We start from the raw sequence: 21,690 nt of genomic DNA, 5'->3' as shown, positions 1-21,690 counted from the left end.
GGATGGAGGGATTATGATGACATGGATAGTCGAGAAACAAAAAAGTCAATTGGAACTGGCTGATGAATTCAAATCGTTAATGACAAAAGGACCTATTTTAAAAATAATGGGAACCCACGACGGAATGGCAGCGCTAATTGCGAAAAAAGTAGGTTTTCAAGCGTTGTATCTTTCTGGGGGAGCATATACGGCAAGCAGAGGTCTCCCTGATTTGGGCATATTACATTCACAGGAGGTCGCAGAACGGGCGAGAGATATCGTAAGGGCTGCAAATCTGCCTATCCTGGTTGATATTGATACCGGGTTTGGAGGTATGATCAATGTGGCAAGAACAGCAAAGGAAATGGCAGAAGCAAATGTTGCCGCCGTTCAGCTCGAGGACCAGGTGTTGCCGAAAAAATGCGGACACTTAAATGGAAAAAAACTCGTTTCCATCGATGAAATGGTGCAAAAAATTAAGGTGATTAAAGAGGTGGCGCCCTCCTTGATTGTTATTGCACGTACCGATGCTTTAGCGGTCGAAGGGATTGAATCCGCAGTCAAACGTGTAAAGTCCTATATTGAGGCGGGTGCCGATGCTATATTTCCTGAAGCGCTCGTGACCGAGGATGATTTCAGGAGGTTTTCCGGCGAGTTCGATATCCCGCTGCTGGCCAATATGACGGAGTTTGGAAAAACGCCTTATTTTACAGCCGAAGAGTTTGAAACGTTCGGTTATTCCATGGTTATTTACCCTGTCACCTCATTGCGGGCTGCGGCCAAGGCGTATGAATCCGTATTTACGAAAATCTTTGAAAAGGGATCGCAAAAAGAAGTTCTCGATCAAATGCAAACGAGAAAAGAGTTATATGAAACGATCAAGCTTCATGATTACGAATATCTGGATGAAAAAATCGCAAAGACCATTGTTCCCGATTAAGAAAGGATGACGAGTAATGCCCCAATGGACGGTCCCCTGTTCAGTTTATCGAGGCGGTACTAGCCGCGGTTTATTTTTTCATGAAAAAGATCTCCCTAAAAGTGATTTAAAGAACAGAATCTTTTTTAGCGGTATTGATGCCTATAATCCGTCCCAAATTAACGGCTTGGGAAGCGGAACTTCCCATACGAGTAAAGTGATCGTTGTCTCAAATCCCTCAGTGAAAGGCGTGGATATAGATTATACCTTTTATCAAATCGGCATAGCCGAAGAGATTGTGGATGCAGAAGGGACATGCGGTAATTTGATGGCCGCGGTTGGCGCGTTTGCTGTTGATGAGGGGTTGGCCGGGGCCCGGGAAAAGGACGGTCAAGTGACTGTACGCGCCTATAACCGGAATATCGGGAAAATAATCCGAATAAAGGTACCCGTTGAAGAGGGACAAGCCAAAGTTACAGGAGATTTCCTCATGCCGGGCGTTGTAACAAAGGGCGCCAAGATCACTGTGGATATTTTATCACCGGGGGGCGGAAAAACGGGTAAGACACTGCCTGCCGGCAGGAAGACGGAGATTGAAGTCCATGGAAAAAATTACGAAGTTTCCTTTGTGGATATTGTAAATCCATTTGTATATGTTTCGGCTGATGTTTTTGGTTTAAGAGGATCGGAATCGAATCATGAAGCAGCTCAAAGAATTGATTTATTGTCGGAGCTGGAAGAAATCCGTGTTCATGCGGCTATTGCAGCCGGGATGGCAAAAACGATCGATGAGGCCAGAAATATTCCGTCCATCCCCAAGATTGCGCTTATAGGCAAGCCCCATATGTATGCGACAACTTCCGGAATAACGATCTATAAAGATGAAGTGGATATCGTTGCAAAGATGGTGTCGATGAATCGGTTTCATCGGACATTTGCCGGAAGCGGACTTTATAATTTAGCAGCTTCGGTATTGTTGCATGGGACCATCCCAAATCAGCATGCCTTTAAAGAAAATGGGCGTTTTGAACAGAAAATTCGGATTGGACATCCTGAAGGGATTGCAGAGGTCAGGGTTCAATTGACAGGGGATGGAACAGATGTTACTTTTGTTGGTTTGGAAAGAACCGCCAGAAGGATTATGAAAGGAGCGTTATTTATACCTCCGGATGTGCAGATGAAAGTCGACTTTCCCGAAAAATAAGGAGGAACCGAGATGAATGTAACCGAAAAAGGCTTGGCATCCAAGCAAACCCTCCTGGTTAACGGGGAAGAATACATTTACTATGATATTCGGGCTGCAGGCAATCCCAAAAAGACTGCCTCCCTTCCTTTCTCGATCAAAATATTATTGGAAGCAGCCATCAGGAATGTTGATGGAAAACATATTAAAAAGGAGCACATTGATCAACTGGTCCATTGGGAAACGACACAATGGGAAAAGAAAGAAATCCCGTTTAAGCCGGTACGCATTGTGTTTCAGGACTTTACAGGGATTCCGGCCATTGTCGATTTGGCATCAATGAGAAGCGCTGTAGAAAGAAAAGGCGGTGACGTATCACGCATCAACCCTCAAATTCCGGTTGACCTTGTGATCGACCATTCCGTTATTATTGATCACTTTGGGCATCGGGGCTCCCTTGATGCAAATGTAAAAAGAGAGTACGAGCGGAATCTGGAGCGATACCGTTTTGTACGGTGGGCGCAAAAAAGCTTTGAGAACTTCAATGCCGTCCCGCCTTCAAATGGCATTGTTCATCAGGTCAATTTGGAGTATTTGTCAAGCGCAGTGCAAACCAAAAGGACAGAGCAAGGGACCGAGATTTATCCCGATTCATTGGTCGGAACTGACTCCCACACTCCAATGATCAATGGTTTAGGAACAGTCGGTTGGGGTGTGGGAGGAATAGAAGCAGAAGCGGCAATGCTCGGTCAGCCTCTATATTTTGTTATTCCCCAGGTAGTTGGCGTCAAGTTGACGGGGACGCTTCAGAAAGGGGTAACTGCTACGGACTTAGCTTTGACCATTACACAGTTGCTGCGAAATAAAGGAGTAGTCGGGAAATTTGTTGAATTTTACGGCAGCGGATTAAGCCGCATATCCCTCACAGACAGGGCAACTATTGCAAATATGGCTCCTGAATACGGAGCTACAATGGGGTATTTCCCTGTCGATAAGATCACGATGAATTATTTGCGTTTAACAGGGAGGGGGGAGGTTGTTCCCCTGGCTGAAGCTTATTTCCGGTCGCAAGGTCTATATAGGGAGGACAACACACCCGATCCTTCCTTTACGGAGAAGCTTGAGCTTGACTTATCGACTATTGCTCCGAGTGTAGCCGGGCCAAAAAGACCTCAAGACTGTAGGGATCTTCGTTCAATGAAACAATCATTTGAGCTTTCGCTGACAGCACCCCTTGAAAAGAATGGATACGGATTGAATCCAGCAGAATTGAACAAGAAAGTCAAAACGACAGTTGGGGAGGAAATTGGCACAGGCTCGGTTGTTTTGGCCTCAATTACAAGCTGTACGAATACATCAAATCCCAATGTCATGATTGCTGCCGGTCTGCTCGCTAAAAAGGCATTGAAACTTGGACTTCAAAAGCCTGCCTTTGTCAAGGCCAGTTTGACGCCGGGCTCCAAGGCCGTTAAACAATACTTGAAATCCTCCAATCTCTTAAACGCTTTGGAAAGCTTAGGGTTTTACGTAGATGGCTATGGATGTGCTACTTGCTGCGGAAATAGCGGAGCCTTGACAGAATCGGTCGAAGAAGCCATACGGAATCATCATCTGGTAACCGCTTCAGTAATAAGCGGCAATCGTAATTTCGAAGGCCGGGTACACCCGCTTATCAAGGCAAACTACTTATGCTCGCCTCCGCTTGTTGTGGCGTTTGCCCTTGCAGGGACAGTAAAAATAGACATGACTTCAGAACCGATCGGATTCGGCTATCAAAATCATCCGGTTTATTTAAAGGATATTTGGCCAACCCCCGAGGAGATACAGAAAGTCATGAATGATACAATCAATCAGGCATTATTTAAAGAGCAATACAGTAATATCTTTGAAAATGAAATGTGGGTATCCATCGATGCACCAGATGGGATGATATACGAGTGGGATCCTTCGTCTACATATATTCAAGAGGTCCCGTATGTTCAAGCGGAGAATAAAAAAGACGGGTACGGGGAGCATCTCAAAGATTTAAAAGTCCTACTTTTTTTGGGCGACTCCATCACAACGGATCATATTTCTCCAGCTGGGGCCATCCCGGTTTCCAGTCCGGCAGGAACATATTTGATCGAAAAGGGTGTCCCGGTGAAAGATTTTAATGCATACGGAGCCAGAAGAGGAAACCATCAGGTCATGATGCGAGGCACTTTCGCGAATATCCGAATTAGGAATAAGCTGGCAGGCAGCCTGGAGGGCGGTTATACAAAATACATGCCGACCGGGGAAATCATGTCTGTATATGATGCCGCAATGTCTTATCAAGAAAACAAGCAAGGTCTCATGGTGATCGCCGGCAAAGAATATGGGACCGGAAGTTCACGAGACTGGGCTGCAAAAGGAACTGCCCTGCTCGGTGTGAAAGTTGTCCTGGCTGAGAGCTTTGAAAGGATTCATCGCAGTAATCTGGTAGGAATGGGCGTCTTGCCGCTGCAATTCATGGAAGGGGAAAATGCCCAAATTTTACAATTGGACGGTACAGAAAACGTTGCTGTCAAAAACTTTGATCAATCGGCGGAGCCTGGTGGAATAGTTGACATGGAGGCCGTTAAAGAGGACGGTGCCATTACCGAATTTAAAGCCATTATACGGCTTGACAGCCAGATTGAAATGGAGTACTACCATAACGGTGGTATTCTTCCAACGGTTTTAAACAGTTTGATGGATAAATAAAAGACAGTTCACTTCACTAAAAAATAAACTCTCCTGTCAAGCCGGCACGGAAAATAAAAAAAATGCATCAAAGCGGCCTTAGCCCTGGTATTCCATGGGACTAAGGCCACTTTATCATGATACAATTTCGTTTCCGGCCGTTCATCATAAACAATGTCCTGGAACGGCGGACTTCAAATGGAAAATTTAAATGATGAAATAAGAGACACATTTCCCAAAGAGAGAATACAAGAATCTATCCGGGAAAAGGTTTTTTCATAAAGAAAATAATCATAAATACACCAAGGCAAAATATAGGTCCATTAAACCCGGATCCATCTTAATGATCGTTTAGTCAATCAGAATTAAGTTTTTCATTTACTTTTAGTTTTACCAAATCTTTTTCGGCAGAAGATAGCATCTCCAGGACTAGTTGCTTGGATCGAATGGGGTCATTGTTTTTAATTGCCTCGATAATATTTTTATGTGTTACGTAAGGATTTCTGACTCCGCTTTTGTTTAACTTGAATATATCATTTTCGAATTTTTTATATATTTCCATAAGCAACTTATACATTGAAAATAAAATATCATTATCTGCCAATTCCGCAAGCTCCAGGTGAAACATTCGATCATATTTCCAATAATCATCGTCTTCAATTTCATTTTCTTTAAAATACTCATTTATTTTATTCAATCTATCTATATCACCTGGGGTGGCTCTTTCAGCTGCTAAGTACGCCAATTCTGATTCCAGTATTTTCCTCGCTTCATAAAATTGGTGTAATTCCCAATTCATTAAAATAAACGAAGATAATTTTGAATCTATTATGGAAGATGGTTCAGTAGTAACATAAATTCCATTTTCTTTTCTTGCAAGGATACCTAATCCAATGAGATGGGAATAGGCTTCTCTGACAGTTGTTCTTGCAACGCCTAATTGTTTCCCCATTTCCAATTCACCAGGAAGTTTATCCCCGGGTTTTATTTCTCCTTTTAAAATTTGTTGATATAGGACATCAACAGTTTGATCTACCAGGGTGGATCTTGCTAATTTAGGAAGTTTCATTGTTATCATCAATCCTTTCATTTGTCTGGGCACAATTGTACCGGTCGACTTTGAATTAAACAGCAATCTATCTCCTGTGTCTTGAAGAAACACAATCATATAAATCTAAGTTGTATCAAAAAGCCGATATTTCTTCCAATAAACCGGGAAATTCTCTGGTGGTGTTTTGGATAGCCATATTTATCACAAAAAAATCAACAAGGAGATCGCTTGTTTTTTGTAAGCAATTCCGTGAGATTTCTGACTTGTATTTTACCCTATAAAAAATTATCTGACATATTACTAACTTATTATTCCATGATTTTGAATTATATACAAGCAAAATTAAGACTGACAGACAATCTGTTTATACTTAAAAAAATAACTATATATGCAAATCATTAAATTTTCTAAAATATAAGTAGACAAACAGACAATCAGAGTGTATTATATGATTAACGTAGGAAGGGGATTTATATCATTCTGTAATTGGTAAGATATAGGGATTATTTAATGAGCTAATCTTTGTCAAGATTGAATATGGGGGGATCTTATTTGAATGGGTGAGGTCTATTGAATGAAGGCTGATTCTGTGTATGAAGTACAATGTTTGAGCTTTTCAATATGGATTATTGTTTCATAGAGACATCTTTCAGACAGCAAGAGTTTTTACCTTACCTTCATAAACAAGCTTTCATTTCCATGGTCCAATGCACAAAAACATTAATGGCCAAATGTAACTGAATAAATTGAAAATTTATGTCCTTTTTTCGAAAGAAACTGTCCAGTTTACTGAAGTTTAACAATTTACGGCATCCGAATTTACAAAATTTTATGTCCCCTTGCCAATATTGTTTAAGAAATTTATTTATAGTTTAGGATGAAAGGAGAAATCAGAAATATGGTTAAAAGAAAAAGATTCAGATCAGTTGTGTTATTGGCAGCTATTTTGTCTGCAGCTTTACTGGCGGCTTGTTCTGGAGGAGGTAAAACTGCATCAGTAAATGAAAATGAAGAAGAGCAAATGGTTTGGAGTTTAAATCATATTCGTCCAACAGGCACAAGAACGGATAACGCTGCAAAACAATTTGCTGAAGATGTTGAAAAAGCAACAGAAGGCAGATTAAAAATTGAGATTTATCCTAATGCAGAATTAGGTGACTATCAATTAGTCCAAGAGAGCATCTCGATGGGTGAGATAGAAATGCAGTTGGCTTCCATGGGAACAAATGTTGATCCTACTCTGCAAATAGCTATTGCTCCATATCTTGTCTCAAATTGGGAAGAAGCTAAGGATTTGTATAATTCAGAGGATGGGCTAATCAATAAGTATCTTTCTGATCGGCTGCAAAAGCAAAACATTAAGCTATTAGCTGTCTACCCACAATACTTTGGATCTGTGTTTCTAGCAAAAGAACCAAATGATCCAAAAAATCCGGACTCCAAAAAGAATGTTAAAATTCGTGTGCCCGGAATGAAATCATTTGAGGAATTCGGAAAAGGATTGGGATTTACCGTTACCCCTTTACCTGCATCAGAAATATTTACTTCACTTCAAACAGGTGTAATTGAAGGAACAGTGGGTGGAGGAACAGAGCTTTATTATAACGAATACCGGGAACTCGGAAAATATGTAATGCCACTAAGAACTCATTTTGAAGCCCATTACCTTACTGTTAACCAGGATGTTTGGAATAAACTTTCAGAAGCTGACCAAAAATCTATTTTACATATAGCAAAGGAATTTGAAAAAAATGCATTCCAACAAGCAGAGGAAGAGGATAAAAAATATGATGAATTAATGGAGAAAGAAGGAATTGAAGTTTACGATTTTACAGATGAAGAAATTAAAGCATATGCGGATAAAGTTAGAAAAGAAGTCTGGCCAAAGATTGAAAGCGAGTATGGCGATATTTTCTCTGAAGTGAAAGCTGAATTAGGCATTCAATAAAAGTTGTCATCTTTTTTAGAAAGGAACAAAGGACATGAGAGCTATTCGAATTGATCAAAATGATAATGTTGCAGTCGTTGTTCAGGATACAGAAAAGGGAGATACCCTAAATGTGGAAGGATTCAACATACATTCCATGAATGAGATTCCGATAGGACATAAAATGGCAATCAAAGAAATAAAAAAGGATGAAATGATCATTAAATATGGTGTTCCCATTGGCAAGGCAAGTACAACTATCAATATTGGAGAACATGTTCATACTCATAATGTAGAGGATATTACAGAGAATCTTTGTAATGAGAATAAAGAGATTTTTATTAGAAAAGGAGAAGAATGACATTCATGAATACCATTCAGGCATACAAAAGAACAAATGGAACAGTCGGCATTCGGAATTATATACTTGTAATTTCTACGGTCTCATGTGTTAATTCCGTTTCTTCCAAGATTGCACAAAAAACAGGAGCGATCCCTATTAATCACGAACAGGGGTGTGTAGAGTTTGAAGACGATCATAAAAGAACAGTTCTAGCTTTGTCATCAGCCGGCAGGAATCCAAATGTAGCCGGAGTGGTAGTGGTAAGTTTGGGATGTGAGCAGACATCTTCACATTCCCTCATAAAATCTATCCAAGATACAGGGAAGCCTGTTGAATTTGTAAGGATTCAAGATGAAGGAGGATCTCCTGAGGCGATACAAAAAGGGGTTGAGCTCGTAAAAAAACTCCAAAAACAAGCCTCTGAACAAAGTCGTGAGGAATGTTCGGTGGAAGGTTTAGTAGTGGGCGTGCAGTGCGGAGGATCCGACTGGACAACAGCCATTTCCGGCAACACTGTTATTGGCAGAATGACAGATTTGGTTATAAACAATGGCGGCTCTGTTTTAATGTCAGAAGTGGCAGGTTTTCCCGGCAGTGAGCATATCGTTGCTGAGCAGGCAGTTTCGCATAAAGTTGGTTTAGAGGTATTTCAAATGGTTGATGAACTAAGAAGCGATTTTATTAAAGACCACGGACAAGCCATAGAAAAGATCAACCCGACACCCGGAAACAAAGCAGGCGGAATTACTACTTTGGTTGAAAAATCTATGGGGAACATTAAGAAAATGGGCTCATCCCAAGTCCAGGGCCTGTTAAAACTGGAAGATAAAATACCGTATCCCGGTTTATGGATTGTTGATTCCAGAGTTCAGGGGCCTGATCAATTCAGTACGTCTGGTTTCGCCATTTTAGGTGCAAATGTAACTGTATTTAGTACCGGGAGAGGTACGCCAATCGGCAATGCAGTTATGCCTCTCATTAAAATAACAGGGAACCCGGCATCTTATCAAAAATTTAAAAGTATTATAGATTTCAATGCAGGAGTTGTGTTGGAAGGAAAGTCTATTGAAGAAACAGGAGAAGATTTGTACAACCTGCTTTTAGAAGTTGCAAGCGGCAAACAAACAAGGTCTGAAATCAACGAAAACTTTGAATACGTAGTTCCGCGAGAACTAAAGAGAAAAGCCATTTAATCAAATAGGGTACATATTTTTATCCCGCTTTAACTGGCAGAAAGATCCCCACTTCAAAATTTGCGGTTAAACGAGAATAGTGGGGATCAACTGCCTGTAAAAGCCCGATTGTTTGGGTCGGTAGGAAGTCGATCACCAAGGCGTTGCAGCAGTGCAAGAGAAACAGGAGGAGCATCGTCAATCTCACGAAGAAAAAGCGTTCGAGGACGTCGCTGCCTCAGCTTGCCAAGGACGTTACGATCTTAGCCTTTGTTCGGTGATCGCAGGCTAAGAACGCCGCATTGTGCGGCAACGCTTGCATGACCCGTTTCCTAGGGGCCTAAATTCTCATTGATTGCAGCTTCACTTTATGTGTACCCTTATCTTTTAAAAAAGGAATTGGTTTCTTAGCGGAGGTGTTTGAATGAGAATGTCTAATCGTACGAAGCTTGTCGTTAATAAGCTCATTTTATTGCAAAATGCTATTAGTGTGTTTTTCCTTTGCTCATTAATAACCCTTATTTTTGTTCAAGTTTTGCTTCGGTATGTGTTTAATCTACCATTAATGGGAATTGAGGAATTAATGTTATTTCCAACTATATGGCTGTATATGTTAGGTTCTGCGAATGCTTCCCAAGAAAGAAGCCATATTGTTGTGGATATTGCTGATGTGTTTATCAAAAATCAAAGGATTTTGCGGATTACTCATTTTATTAAGGACATGGTCAGCGTCATTATTGGTGTTATATTAACTTACTGGTGTTTTGACTATTTACAATATTCATTAAACATATGGAAACTTAGCCCTTTACTTTCAATACCTATGTTCCTGGCAGAATCAGCTCTATTTATAGGTCTTTTCCTTATGACAATCTATTCAATATCTGATTTTATAAAAAGTATCAATTCTTTATTGAATAAGAATCATTTACAAAAAGGAGAGGAGGTTCAATAGTGCTGACGGTTTTTTTTCTGAATATTTTACTGCTTGTCGTATTATTGCTTATAGGAACTCCGCTACCTTATTGCTTTGGGGCAGCTTTAATTTTTATGGTCATATTTACCGATATTAAGATTAACAGTTTAATGCTATGGGGCTTTAATCAGATGATCGGACCTGTTTTGTTGGCCGGGCCATTATTTATTTTGGTAGGATCGATTATCGCCGAGAGTGGGATTGCCACTCGATTATTAAATGTTATTAATCTTTTTGTCGGTAAAATTAAAGGAGCCATTGGGGTCCTTGTTATTTTTGCATGCGGATTGTTAGGAGCCATTTCCGGAAGTGCTTTCACAGGAATAGCGGCAGTAGGTCCAATCATGATACCGCAAATGCTTTCCCAAGGTTATTCAAGAGGATATGCGACCTCATTAGTCAGTGTCTCTTCGATCTTGGGTGTATTAATACCTCCAAGTGTACCATTGATTATCTATGGATGGGTCACAGGCACTTCGGTATTGGGGTCTTTTCTTGCCACGGTTGGCCCGGGAATATTAGTAATGATCTCGTTCTCTATTATTAATATTCTATACTCTCGAAGAGCATTAGTCTCATATCATGAAACAGCCGGTGCAATCGAAAAAGAAATCGAAATGGGGCCAGCCAAGGAGACGAAAAAAATAAAAATTATTATGGCTGCTATTCCAGGGATTTTAATGCCAATTATTATTCTTGGGGGAATTTACGGCGGGGTGTTTACTCCGACAGAAGCAGCTGCTGTAGCTGGAGTATTCGGGATTATTATAGGAATTGCTATTTATCGGGAAATGGGCAGAGCGAAACTTTATAAGGTTTTTAAAGAATCTACGTCTTCAATAGGTTCTATCATGGCAATGATTCTATTTTGTTTGCTGCTTGCCCAAACCTATGTGCAATTAAGAATTCCTCAACAATTAATTGACATATTTATGGGCATCACAGAAAGTAAGGTTGTCATTTTAATATTAGTAAGCATTTTTCTCCTTTTTGTAGGAATGATTGTCAACGATACAACAGCCATTATTTTATGTGCACCATTGCTATTACCGTTGGTCGTACAGTATGGAATTGATCCGATACACTTTGCTTCTATCATGTGTGTCAATTTGGCAATGGGTGGAGTGACGCCTCCATATGCAAGTATTTTATATTTTGGGATGCGGGTAGGAAAAGCAAAATTTAGTGAAGTGATAAAGCCTACTTTTATGTTTATTCTTTTCGGTTATCTTCCTGTTTTAATATTAACAGTTGCTTGGGAACCTTTATCAATGTTTTTGCCTAGACTATTTGGATATTGAATATTTGAATATTTATAAAATAAGAGGGTGATAAAAATGAAACCAGAGGTAATCGTCATCGGCGGCGGTGTAATAGGTTCCTCCATCACTTATCATTTGGCACGTGATGGTGTGAAAGTAAGGCAATTGGAAAAAGGGAGTATCGCTAATCAGGGGGCTGCATCTCGAGCCTCTGCCGGAGGAATTAGATTAAATAATCGGGATCCCCGAGAATTACCTTTGGCAAAAGCGAGTATTCTTCGATGGCAAACATTAGAGGAAGAGCTTGAAGCTGATTTAGAGTATATGCCTTCAGGACAGATTATGTTATATGATCATCGCTTTAGCATAGAGATGATTCAAGAACAGGTAAAGGAAGATCAAAAAAATGGTATTCCTGCTCAAATAGTTAATCAGAATAGTTTAAAAGAATTAATTCCTTATATATCTCCTTCTTATACAAAAGGCATATTCTATCCAAGTGGCGGGCAAGCAAACGGATTATTAACTGCAATTGCATTTTCTTCAGCAGCAAGAAGACTTGGTGCTGAAATTGTAACTGGTACCGAAGTTTACTCAATTAAAAAAGAAAACAATGCAGTTACAGGCGTACAAACAAGTTCAGGGTTTATACCTTGTGATACAGTCATTAATGCAGCGGGTGTATGGGCACCTGCACTGCATGAGAAACTGGGATTGTCGCTTTCGCAAATTAAGCCTTTCTGTCATCAGATGTCAGCTACATTCGCGGCTCCTGCAATTCTCCCTGGGCCGACAATCAGTGCAAAAGACACAAAAATATCGCTTAAGCAAACAATTGACGGGAGAATAAGAGCTGGCGGGGGATATCCCACTAAACCCGGACCAGACGAATACTCAGGGGTATTCAATGAAAAAAGTCTTAAACAACAAAGAGCTACCGTTTTATCTATTGTTCCGGAAATAGAGAAATATGAAATTGATTTTACATACTATGGTGCGGAGGCGCATTGTATAGATGAAATTCCAATTTTAGGTGAAGTTCCGGAAGTATCAGGCTATTTAATTGCCGCCGGGTTTAGTGGACACGGCTTTACTATCTCTCCGGGAGTAGGTCAGGTTATTTCTGATATTGTCCAAAAGAAAAGTCCTTCTATCTCTATTGAGGGTCTTACCATTGATCGATCATTTAGTATAGAAAACAAAAATGATGGTGCGATTCGTCATTTTCCAGGTTGAATTTGATTTATTGATTTTATAGGCATTAAAGAAGAAGCAGCCGTGAAGAATCTTCAGGATAAAATTCTCCTTTTTGGTCCCTAATGTTGATACATATATGTATCAACATTAGGTGATTTATGGATGAATTACAAGAAAAGCCTTCCTCGAAAAGTAGAATTCCTCACTCCTAAAAAGGTAAAAGACTCTAGATATCATAAGCTATATTACCTATGGACGTGAACTACATCGCCATTGAATTGGCGAGTTACTCAAGAAAATAGGACTGGATCCCAGTAATGGAAACGTCATCCCCCTGAATTTAGTGGTAGACAGCCCAAAAATTGGTATAGCAAGTGTATTGGTATTAAACCCCAAATTAATTATTGCAGATGAACCTGTTTCAACCCTAAACATTTTAGCAATCAATTTTTTACAGGAACTTCAAGAGCAATATGTGGAACTGGCTACAAAGGAACAAAATAGAGTATAGTCGTCCTATCCATCCATCAATACACTGATTCTTAGCGCCATCCGGCAAATAGTAATTTTCAAAGTTTTTACATAAAAAGATAATTTCACTTTAATTTTCAACAACAGATCGGTGCCGCTTCACTGCAAAGATCTTCGCGGAGTGCGCATGAACATTTCATGCGCCTATTCCACTTCCCCTTTCATAATCTTCCACATTTGTCTCAGTTTACGCAAATCCTCTTCATTGGATTTGGGCAGTTCCTTGTGCCAGCGTTCCAGTTCGGGGTCTTTAATAACTGTTGGAAACTCTTCCTTTTCAGATGTAGTGGGGTCGTCCGTTAAGCCGAGTAAATAATCTGTTTTTACTCCATATAACAAGGCCAATTTTTTTAATGTTTCCGTGTCCGGGTCGCGATAGTCCCGTTCGTAGTTTGACAAGACCGCATTGGTTATGCCGATCTTTTTGGCCACATAAACTTGTGACCAGTTTCTTTTTTCTCTTTCTTTTTTTAAGCGAGATCCCAAGCTCATCACACATCACCGTTTCCACCATTTTACAGATAGTTTACATTAAATAAACACTATGTTAAATAAATTAAACAAAAGGTTTATATAATAGCTTGACATTCAACTATATGTATATATAATTAAAGTAATTTAAACTTTACGTTTATTAAAAGGCGGTGATAGAATTTATTTAGACAAGGTAAGAAGCTCTAAGGGTATCGTGTAAGAAGCAAATGAATAGAAGAGAAGAGAAATCCGTGTCGTTTTTGAGTTTGAAATTTTCACAAAACTTAACGTGTCGATCTCTTTTTTTAAAAAATGAAGTAAACGTAAAGTTAATAATCCACCCTTGTACAAAGGCTTTAAAAAACAAACTTCCAAAAGAGGTTACAGCATTGACTTGAGAAATCATTTTTTTGAAAACGTTTTTACTTTCCTTGTCCTGATTTCCGTTTAAATTCTTAGTAATGATATCATCGATAAACCAAACTACTGAACAGCAAACATTGATATTTTTTCAATATCAAATAGTTATTTGCCCCCTTTGTAAAAAATAAAGCAATTGGATACATATGTCTAAAACGCTTTGTAAACTGCTTGATCATACAGGAATTAATAATATTGAGGGGAATGGTAGGCTATTAGTTTTCGTATTGTTTCTTTATACACGGTGTTTCGTGCAGATTTCATGTGTATTTGAACCTTGGTATACATCACAATAATTTATATTTTATTCAACAATTAAAATTAGAACGGGGGAAAATATATGGAACATTCAAAAATAATTAATGATATCGAAAAGGTACATGAAATAATAGAAAATGATTGGAATGAACAACTACTTTTCTTAAAGGCACTGGGGTCCTTTAAGAGCACCCTGGGGAATGAAAAAGGTGTTCAATCATTTATACAAGAACACTTGGACGATATGAATTTAAAAACTACTTCTTTTGATCCGGACCCTAAGAGGCTCTCTTCATATAAAAATTTCGGGCACCCTGAGTGGTCCTATGAAGATCGCCCCGTTGTAGTTGGAGAATGGGAGAGTGAGGGCGCGAAGATTGGAAAGAGCCTGATTCTTCAGGGCCACATCGATGTTGTAAGTGCGGAACCCGAACATTTATGGGATACCGATCCTTACAATCCAACGATTAGGGACGGAAAAATGTATGGGCGAGGTATCTGTGATATGAAATCTGGCGTTGCTGCCATGATTTATGCTGTAAATGCAATTAAAAAAGCCGGCATAGAATTAGGCGCTGACGTTCAGATCCAAACAGTAATTGAAGAGGAATGCACAGGCAATGGAGCTTTAGCATTATTGGATAAAGGGTTTGTTGCCGATGCGGCATTAATAACGGAACCAACTGAATTAAAGTTAATAAAAGGCCAAGTAGGTGTTCTGTGGGTAAGGATAAAAGTCAAAGGGGCGGGGGCCCATGTGGAAAGGGCAGAAAGAGCGCAAAATGCAATTAATAAAGCAGTTTATTTAATACAGGCTCTTGACGAATATAGGGAGTATATTAACAATCGGCCGAAACATAGTTACTATACTGAACACCCTCATCCATTAAATGTCAATGTTGGCGTAATTAAGGGAGGAGACTGGCCATCAAACGTTCCATCCGAATGTACATTTGAGGCTCGTGTTGCCTTTTATCCTGATCAAGATCCCGGAGACATACAAAAAGAGCTAAAAGAATGGATCCTAAATGCTGCCAAAAGAGATGATTGGTTAAAGGAAAACCCGCCTGAAGTAACTTTTTATGGTTTTAGTGCACCGGGTTTTACAAACTCTGCTGACGTGGAACTTTTCGAATCAATCTCTGCTGCTCATAAATTAACAACTGATGAAGAAATAGAGACGGTAGCATTTACAGGAACAACTGATATACGTGCGTTTGAGGAATTTGGAATTCCATCAACTTGCTACGGACCAACAGGAGGAAATATGCATGGACCGAACGAATACATCGATTTAAAAAGTTTGAAAACGGCTACAAAAACTATTTCAGCTTTTATTCTAGATTGGTGTAAGGTAAGACAGTGATTAAACCGTTTGGATAGAAAAAACAGAACTTCAAGTTTAATTTATTAAAAGGGGAAGTATATTGTGTATATTTTGAAAAATAAAAGAATTATTTTATTGTTAATGAATTTAATTTTAATTAGTATTCTAGTTTTAGCTGGATGTTCTCAAGGGACCGGTGGTAAAACAGACAAGATTAAAATAGGAGTTACAGGTCCCCTTACAGGCTCAACAGCTAATTCAGGAATAGCACTAAAGCAAGGAATGGAGTTGGCAGTTAAAGAGTGGAATGATAAGGGTGGAGTAGAGATTGATGGTGAAAAGCTGCCTATTGAGATGTTTTTTGAAGATAACCAAGGTAAACCAGCCGAAGGTGTAAGTACTGCAGAAAAACTATTAAATAATGAAAATGTTGACTTTTTGATAGGTGATGCATTTTCAAGTTCCGTTACTATGGCTGTTATGGAATTAGCATCCCAGTATGAAAAGCCAATCATGAGCGGTGAGGCAGTTAGTAGTGCTATCTCAGAAAAAGTAGAGGAAGATCCGGATAAGTATAAATACTTTTATAAAGGGAATTTCAGTAGTGAAGCGTATGGAGAAGGAGCATATTCAACAATAAAATCATTGATTGAAGATGGAAGTTTTGATCCGAAGGATAAAACTATTGCATTTGTAGTTGAGGATACAGATTATGGGCGTTCAAACGTTGCAGAGGCTCAAAAGCTATTTGAGGAAGATGGTTGGAAACAAGTTACTTTTGAAACGGTGGATGTCGGGCATACTGATTTTTATCCACAATTAACAAAGCTGAAATCACTAAAACCTGATGTCTTGATCACATGTTTTACTGCAGTTTCATCCGGAGTTGCATTAGTGAAACAGTTTAATGAAACAGGTATAGAATCTTTGCACCTGGCCATTTATTACCCCCTTAGACCAGAATTTCTTGAACAAGCTGGAGACGATGCAAATGGTTTACTTTGGGAGCCAATTTCCTACCACCCTGAATTAATAAAGAAACAAAAAGAGTTTGAAGATAAATATGTGGAAACGTATGATACTGAAGGTAATGCTGATGCTGCACAGGGCTATGATTATATGAACAATGCTATAAGTGCTATTGAAATGGCTGGAAGTCTTGATCCCGAAAAAATAGTTGAAGCCCTTTCCAATTTTAACAGAGAAGGACTTAATGGGGTATATGAATTTGATGAAAAAGACCATACAGCAAAAGCAGGACCGGATTATATCCCCGTACCAGCAGCTCAAATTCAAAAAGGAAAACAACAGATTATTTGGCCTGAAAATATTGCGACTTCAGAATATGAGCCGCAACCATGGATGAAATAATCTGTTTGTTTCCACAATTAGGAATTGGCGGAGGTAAAATATGAGCAATGAGTATATTTTGAAGGCCACAAACATTACAAAAGTTTTTGGGGGCTTAATCGCATTAAAGGATGTGGAGCTAGGATTAGTCCAAGAAGAAATTCTTGGGCTAATCGGCCCTAATGGAGCAGGGAAAACAACTATGTTTAACGTGATCGCAGGCGCTTTAAAGCCTAATTCAGGAAAAATAATATTTAATGGTAACGATATAACTTCAAAACGTCCTGATATGCGTTGCCATCAAGGGATAGCGAGAACATTTCAAATTACAAAACCGTTTAAGAACATGAATTTAATTGAGAATGTAATAGTAGGATCATATTTTGGTAAGAAAAACAATAATATTTCAGCTGCAAAAAGGAAGGCAGAAGAGATATTGGATTTTGTTGGAATGGGTGACATGAAATACTTAGAAGCTAAAAGTTTATCAATAGGTAACTTGAAAAAATTAGAATTAGCTCGTGCTCTTGCAACTAACCCTAAAGTACTTTTGTTAGATGAGGTTATTGGTGGATTAACACCTTCTGAAGGAAATGAGGTTGTCGAAATTATAAGGAAGATTAGGCAAAGCGGTGTTTCCATTATTATGATTGAACATGTGATGAAGGCTGTTATGGGTGTGTCTGATCGTATAATAGTTTTAAACTATGGTGAAGTTTTAGCGGAAGGAACTCCCAAGGAAATTTCAGAGAATCCCTTGGTAATCGATGCTTACTTGGGGGGGATAAAACATGCTTGAAATACGTGAAATTGATGTTTTTTATGGTAATGTTCAGGTTATTCATAAGCTTTCTATGAAAGTTGGAGAAGGAGAAACAGTTGCTTTATTGGGTTCGAATGGAGCTGGAAAAACAACAACTTTAAAGACAATATCAGGTCTGTTGCGACCCAAAAGTGGTGAAATACTATTTAGAGAAAAAAATTTAGATAAAATCCCGCCTTTTTCAGTTATATCAAATGGTATATCCCATGTTCCTGAGGGAAGAAGACTGTTTCCCCAAATGACTGTCGAAGAGAATTTATTGATGGGTGCCTTTGAGAAGTCTTTATGGGGAAAGCGAAAGGAAAAGTTAGAAACTGTATACGAAATGTTTCCGCGTCTAAAAGAAAGAAGAATGCAACATGGCGGTACTTTATCTGGCGGGGAGCAACAGATGGTAGCTATTGGACGTGCGTTAATGAGCAGCCCAAAAGTTCTAATGTTGGATGAACCATCACTCGGATTGGCACCAAAAATAGTAGAATCTATATTTGAATTACTTCAAAAGTTAAATAAGGAAGGAATTACAATATTATTAGTTGAACAAAATGCCAATGTAGCATTAGAAATCTCTGATTATGCTTACGTATTGGAAACTGGAAAAATAGTTCTTGATGGAAAAGCAGAAGATCTAATGAATAATGTATACGTTAAACAGGCTTATTTAGGATTATAAGAGGAGGCAATAGATTGGAACAATTGATTCAGCAAATTATAAATGGAATTATAGTTGGTTCAATGTATGCATTGATGGCAAGTGGATTGTCATTAATTTGGGGTACGATGAAAATGTTAAATTTAGCTCATGGTGAGTTTTATATGTTAGGTGGATTTTTCATGTTTTTTCTGAATGTCTCATCAGGTTTGAATCCATTTATAGCAGCTATCCTCAGCATGGCTATTGTATTTCTTGTTGCAGTTGTTGTCGAAAGACTAGTTATTCAAAATTTAATGGACAGACCAGGGTGGACTGAAAGTCATCTCATTGCTACTTTTGGAGTTTCAGTATTGTTACAAAACTTAGCACTTAACATATGGGGTGAACGGTTTAAAAACATTCCTTATTATGTGGATGCAAAATTGTCTTTTTTTGGGGTAAACTTATCTGTTCAAAGATTGTTAATTTTCTTAGTAGCGGTACTAGTAATTATATTGTTTTGGGCTTTTCTTAAATACAGTCGTTTTGGGAAAGCACTTCGAGCAACTTCACAAGATAGAGATTCCGCCACTCTTTATGGGATAAATACTAAAGTTATATATATGGTTGCTTTTGGTATTAGTGCTGCTTTAGCAACAGTTGCAGCTATTATGCTTTCACCAATCTATTCGGTTAACCCTTGGATGGGAGTTGATCCATTACTAAAAGCGTTAGCAGTAGTTATAATTGGTGGACTTGGCAGTTTAATAGGAGCAATAATTGGTGGGGTTAGTCTAGGTATATTTGAAGGGTTGGGAATTTTAGCATTTTCCTCAGAATGGCAAAATGTTATTGCATTTTCTTTACTTATTTTAGTTTTATGGATAAGGCCCTCAGGATTATTTGGAACAAAGGAGTGGTGATCATTGAACTTAAGAAACCCACTAAATGGAAGTGAAGAAACTATTAATTTAAAAAGCGAAAAATCTTTTCTAGGAAACAACATCCTACGGTACAAATCAAGTAAATTTGTTTATCTGGCTTGTGCAGTTTTTCTTCTTGTTTTTCCATTACTCGTTCAACGCTATATACTGCATCTTTTAATTTTGTCACTTATCTTTGCAATATTAGCTTCAAGTTGGAATTTAATTGCTGGATATTCAGGAATATTTTCCTTTGGCCACCAGGCTTTTTTTGGAATAGGAGCGTACGGATCAGCTTTAATGGCAATGAGACTAGATGTTTCACCGTGGTTTGGATTGTTAATTGGTGGACTAATGGCTGCGATTATTGGGGTAATAATTAGTTTACCAGTCTTAAGATTACGTATAGTCCCTTATATTGCCATTTTGACTTTAGGGTTTGCTGAAATTACAAAGTTGGTAACAAGTAATCTTGTGGATCTTACAAGGGGAGAGCTTGGCTTAAATGGCATTCCAGCTTTTACAAGTATCGGCCCGATTAGCTTTAACTTGGCTAATAGAATAAATATATATTACCTTGTGCTAATTATTTTTTTTATTACCATATTCGTTGTTATGAGAATAGTAAAGGGTCCCCAAGGATTAGCGTTAAAAGCAATAAAGGAATCTCAAGATGCAGCTGAAAGTTTAGGTGTTAACCTAACAAAACATAAACTATATGTATTTATGATAAGCGCTTTTATAGCAGGTATATCAGGATCGTTATTTGCTCATTATGTTCAAGTATTAACCCCAACATCAGTAATTAGTATAGACATCATGATGCAGATCTTGTTAATAGTTGTAATTGGAGGTCTGGGAACCATTGCAGGCCCTGTTCTTGGATCATTTATTGTGGTTATGGGATTAGAATATTTGAGAGTATTGGGAGATTATCGACTGGTAGTTTACGGATTAATTATTGTTCTGGTTATAATGTTTATGCCAGAAGGAATTATCCGAAAGATCTCATCTAAGGATAAATTACAAGTTTGAAAAATCGTGCTTGGAAATCAAAAAGTATTTACAGAATACATATAACCCTTATAGGATTTATTGCTAAAAAAGAATAAAAACAACTATTTTTGATATGCTTTATTAATAATTTTTCACATGGCTTATTTTCCGGGGAAATCCTAAAAGATGAATTAGAAATTGATTTTGGTTTGCAAAATGGGAGGATTTTATATGAAAGTAGCTGCCATTCAACTCAATTCTCAAAATAGTAAAAAAGAAAATATCTCTAAAGCCGTGCAATTCATAAAAGAGGCAGCAATGATGGGTGCAGAATTTGTAGTTTTGCCGGAATATGTTGATTTTATAGGGGACGACAGTGAAAAAGTAAAATTAGGAGAAACAATACCAGGGCCAACAAGTGAAGCATTTTCAAAGATAGCCAAAGAATGCAATATATATTTAAACTGTGGTAGCATTTTGGAAAGAGCAGAGAATGATCGTGTATTTAATACAAGTATTTTAATAAATGGGAATGGAGAGATTGTAAAAACTTATCGAAAAATCCATTTGTATGATGCGGATTTTGAGGGAAGATTTTCTATAAAGGAGTCAGATACAATCTTACCGGGGAATGAAGTTGTTACAGCTGAAACTTCTTTTGGAACGATTGGCATGACGATCTGTTATGATATTCGTTTTCCTGAGTTATTCCGTTCATTAGCTCTCCAAGGTAGTAAAGTAATTTTCGTTCCGGCAGCTTTTCCTTTATACACGGGTGCGCATCATTGGGAAATTCTTTTGCGAGCGAGAGCAATTGAAAATCAATGTTACATAGTTGCAGCTGGTCAATTCGGGCCAGCCCCACCGGATCACGTCGAATTTGGAAACAGCATGATTATAGATCCTTGGGGAACCGTGCTTGCAAGAGCCCCAGAGAGAGAAACAATAGTAATACAGGATATTGATTTAGACTATATTGATCAAGTGCGTAGTAAAATTCCGTGTTTTAAGCATCGAAAGCCGGAAACTTACTCAATTAAAGTTCTCAAGGAATAATGTATTTCATGATTTAGTAAATATTTTTTCATTAGTACTAATAAGGATTCGAGTACTGCTCATATTTGAAATAATATAGAAAGGGCTTGGTAGTTTGGAAAAAGTTTTAGAGTTAGACGTTCATGCCGCTTCCGCGGCACCATCAGCAGGATGAAAATGGATCAACGTCGAAGTATATTTTTACGG

At 38.5% G+C, this 21,690-nt stretch carries 18 protein-coding genes; 16 read left to right on the top strand and 2 right to left on the bottom strand.

The window, feature by feature from the left end; all coding sequences use genetic code 11:
- Positions 1-16: 16 nt before the first annotated feature.
- From prpB to acnA, 3 genes are read left to right on the top strand one after another with little or no spacing between them, the layout of a single operon-like run.
- Entirely contained in the window at positions 17-919 is a 903-nt protein-coding gene (prpB, locus tag AB1L08_RS09290; protein ID WP_413064387.1) for a methylisocitrate lyase, read from the top strand.
- 16 nt (positions 920-935) lie between these two features.
- Entirely contained in the window at positions 936-2,102 is a 1,167-nt protein-coding gene (locus AB1L08_RS09285) for a PrpF domain-containing protein (protein WP_413064386.1), read from the top strand.
- Positions 2,103-2,114: 12 nt separating this feature from the next.
- Positions 2,115-4,805 (top strand): aconitate hydratase AcnA, encoded by a 2,691-nt coding sequence (gene acnA, locus AB1L08_RS09280; RefSeq protein WP_413064385.1) that lies wholly within the window; start codon positions 2,115-2,117, stop codon positions 4,803-4,805.
- A gap of 334 nt (positions 4,806-5,139) precedes the next feature.
- On the opposite strand, the gene AB1L08_RS09275 is transcribed toward acnA, so the two are convergent.
- The gene (locus AB1L08_RS09275; protein WP_413064384.1) at positions 5,140-5,853 is read right to left on the bottom strand and encodes a FadR/GntR family transcriptional regulator; all 714 of its coding nucleotides are present in this window, start codon (positions 5,851-5,853) and stop codon (positions 5,140-5,142) included.
- Positions 5,854-6,733: 880 nt separating this feature from the next.
- Between AB1L08_RS09275 and dctP the strand changes: the two genes are divergently transcribed.
- The 6 genes from dctP to AB1L08_RS09245 all read left to right on the top strand — a co-directional run bounded on the left by dctP (position 6,734) and on the right by AB1L08_RS09245 (position 12,751).
- Positions 6,734-7,783 (top strand): TRAP transporter substrate-binding protein DctP, encoded by a 1,050-nt coding sequence (gene dctP, locus AB1L08_RS09270; RefSeq protein WP_413064383.1) that lies wholly within the window; start codon positions 6,734-6,736, stop codon positions 7,781-7,783.
- A 34-nt stretch (positions 7,784-7,817) separates the two neighbouring features.
- Complete coding sequence (locus AB1L08_RS09265; RefSeq protein ID WP_413064382.1) at positions 7,818-8,123, top strand: UxaA family hydrolase; 306 nt, start codon at positions 7,818-7,820, stop codon at positions 8,121-8,123.
- Between the two features lie 5 nt (positions 8,124-8,128).
- On the top strand, positions 8,129-9,298 hold the full coding sequence (locus AB1L08_RS09260; protein WP_413064381.1) for a UxaA family hydrolase: 1,170 nt from the start codon (positions 8,129-8,131) through the stop codon (positions 9,296-9,298).
- 403 nt (positions 9,299-9,701) lie between these two features.
- The gene (locus AB1L08_RS09255; RefSeq protein WP_413064380.1) at positions 9,702-10,232 is read left to right on the top strand and encodes a TRAP transporter small permease; all 531 of its coding nucleotides are present in this window, start codon (positions 9,702-9,704) and stop codon (positions 10,230-10,232) included.
- Positions 10,232-11,554 carry a TRAP transporter large permease gene (locus AB1L08_RS09250; protein ID WP_413064379.1) on the top strand — a complete coding sequence of 441 codons (1,323 nt, stop codon included), beginning with the start codon at positions 10,232-10,234 and terminating at the stop codon, positions 11,552-11,554. Before AB1L08_RS09255 ends, AB1L08_RS09250 begins: the two co-directional genes overlap by 1 nt.
- 36 nt (positions 11,555-11,590) lie before the next feature.
- The gene (locus tag AB1L08_RS09245; RefSeq protein WP_413064378.1) at positions 11,591-12,751 is read left to right on the top strand and encodes an NAD(P)/FAD-dependent oxidoreductase; all 1,161 of its coding nucleotides are present in this window, start codon (positions 11,591-11,593) and stop codon (positions 12,749-12,751) included.
- A 636-nt stretch (positions 12,752-13,387) separates the two neighbouring features.
- On the opposite strand, the gene AB1L08_RS09240 is transcribed toward AB1L08_RS09245, so the two are convergent.
- Positions 13,388-13,735, bottom strand: a complete 348-nt coding sequence (locus AB1L08_RS09240; protein ID WP_413064377.1) for a helix-turn-helix domain-containing protein — start codon at positions 13,733-13,735, stop codon at positions 13,388-13,390.
- Between the two features lie 742 nt (positions 13,736-14,477).
- On the opposite strand from AB1L08_RS09240, the gene AB1L08_RS09235 reads away from it, so the two are divergent.
- From AB1L08_RS09235 to AB1L08_RS09205, 7 genes are all read left to right on the top strand, one after another.
- Positions 14,478-15,761 (top strand): ArgE/DapE family deacylase, encoded by a 1,284-nt coding sequence (locus AB1L08_RS09235; RefSeq protein WP_413064376.1) that lies wholly within the window; start codon positions 14,478-14,480, stop codon positions 15,759-15,761.
- A 63-nt stretch (positions 15,762-15,824) separates the two neighbouring features.
- Entirely contained in the window at positions 15,825-17,093 is a 1,269-nt protein-coding gene (locus AB1L08_RS09230) for an ABC transporter substrate-binding protein (RefSeq protein ID WP_413064375.1), read from the top strand.
- A gap of 40 nt (positions 17,094-17,133) precedes the next feature.
- On the top strand, positions 17,134-17,871 hold the full coding sequence (locus AB1L08_RS09225) for an ABC transporter ATP-binding protein (RefSeq protein WP_413064374.1): 738 nt from the start codon (positions 17,134-17,136) through the stop codon (positions 17,869-17,871).
- Positions 17,864-18,568 carry an ABC transporter ATP-binding protein gene (locus AB1L08_RS09220; RefSeq protein ID WP_413064373.1) on the top strand — a complete coding sequence of 235 codons (705 nt, stop codon included), beginning with the start codon at positions 17,864-17,866 and terminating at the stop codon, positions 18,566-18,568. Before AB1L08_RS09225 ends, AB1L08_RS09220 begins: the two co-directional genes overlap by 8 nt.
- Before the next feature lie 14 nt (positions 18,569-18,582).
- Entirely contained in the window at positions 18,583-19,452 is an 870-nt protein-coding gene (locus AB1L08_RS09215) for a branched-chain amino acid ABC transporter permease (protein WP_413064372.1), read from the top strand.
- Positions 19,453-19,455: 3 nt separating this feature from the next.
- Entirely contained in the window at positions 19,456-20,487 is a 1,032-nt protein-coding gene (locus AB1L08_RS09210) for a branched-chain amino acid ABC transporter permease (RefSeq protein WP_413064371.1), read from the top strand.
- Between the two features lie 192 nt (positions 20,488-20,679).
- Positions 20,680-21,504, top strand: coding sequence for a carbon-nitrogen hydrolase family protein (locus AB1L08_RS09205; protein WP_413064370.1), 825 nt, complete (start codon positions 20,680-20,682; stop codon positions 21,502-21,504).
- The last annotated feature ends 186 nt before the right edge of the window (positions 21,505-21,690 follow it).

The sequence above is a fragment of the Siminovitchia jepli genome (genome assembly GCF_047228825.1).
Lineage (GTDB): Bacteria > Bacillota > Bacilli > Bacillales > Bacillaceae_C > Siminovitchia.
This window is presented reverse-complemented; position numbering and strand designations above follow the sequence as displayed.

Bases quoted from the DNA above. Each gene is read 5' to 3' on its own strand.
- dctP (WP_413064383.1), top strand. From the start codon at position 6,734: ATGGTTAAAAGAAAAAGATTCAGATCAGTTGTGTTATTGGCAGCTATT.
- AB1L08_RS09275 (WP_413064384.1), bottom strand. From the start codon at position 5,853: ATGAAACTTCCTAAATTAGCAAGATCCACCCTGGTAGATCAAACTGTT.
- AB1L08_RS09260 (WP_413064381.1), top strand. From the start codon at position 8,129: ATGAATACCATTCAGGCATACAAAAGAACAAATGGAACAGTCGGCATT.
- AB1L08_RS09220 (WP_413064373.1), top strand. From the start codon at position 17,864: ATGCTTGAAATACGTGAAATTGATGTTTTTTATGGTAATGTTCAGGTT.
- AB1L08_RS09235 (WP_413064376.1), top strand. From the start codon at position 14,478: ATGGAACATTCAAAAATAATTAATGATATCGAAAAGGTACATGAAATA.
- AB1L08_RS09245 (WP_413064378.1), top strand. From the start codon at position 11,591: ATGAAACCAGAGGTAATCGTCATCGGCGGCGGTGTAATAGGTTCCTCC.
- AB1L08_RS09265 (WP_413064382.1), top strand. From the start codon at position 7,818: ATGAGAGCTATTCGAATTGATCAAAATGATAATGTTGCAGTCGTTGTT.
- prpB (WP_413064387.1), top strand. From the start codon at position 17: ATGACATGGATAGTCGAGAAACAAAAAAGTCAATTGGAACTGGCTGAT.
- AB1L08_RS09255 (WP_413064380.1), top strand. From the start codon at position 9,702: ATGAGAATGTCTAATCGTACGAAGCTTGTCGTTAATAAGCTCATTTTA.
- AB1L08_RS09205 (WP_413064370.1), top strand. From the start codon at position 20,680: ATGAAAGTAGCTGCCATTCAACTCAATTCTCAAAATAGTAAAAAAGAA.
- AB1L08_RS09225 (WP_413064374.1), top strand. From the start codon at position 17,134: ATGAGCAATGAGTATATTTTGAAGGCCACAAACATTACAAAAGTTTTT.
- AB1L08_RS09240 (WP_413064377.1), bottom strand. From the start codon at position 13,735: ATGAGCTTGGGATCTCGCTTAAAAAAAGAAAGAGAAAAAAGAAACTGG.
- acnA (WP_413064385.1), top strand. From the start codon at position 2,115: ATGAATGTAACCGAAAAAGGCTTGGCATCCAAGCAAACCCTCCTGGTT.
- AB1L08_RS09285 (WP_413064386.1), top strand. From the start codon at position 936: ATGCCCCAATGGACGGTCCCCTGTTCAGTTTATCGAGGCGGTACTAGC.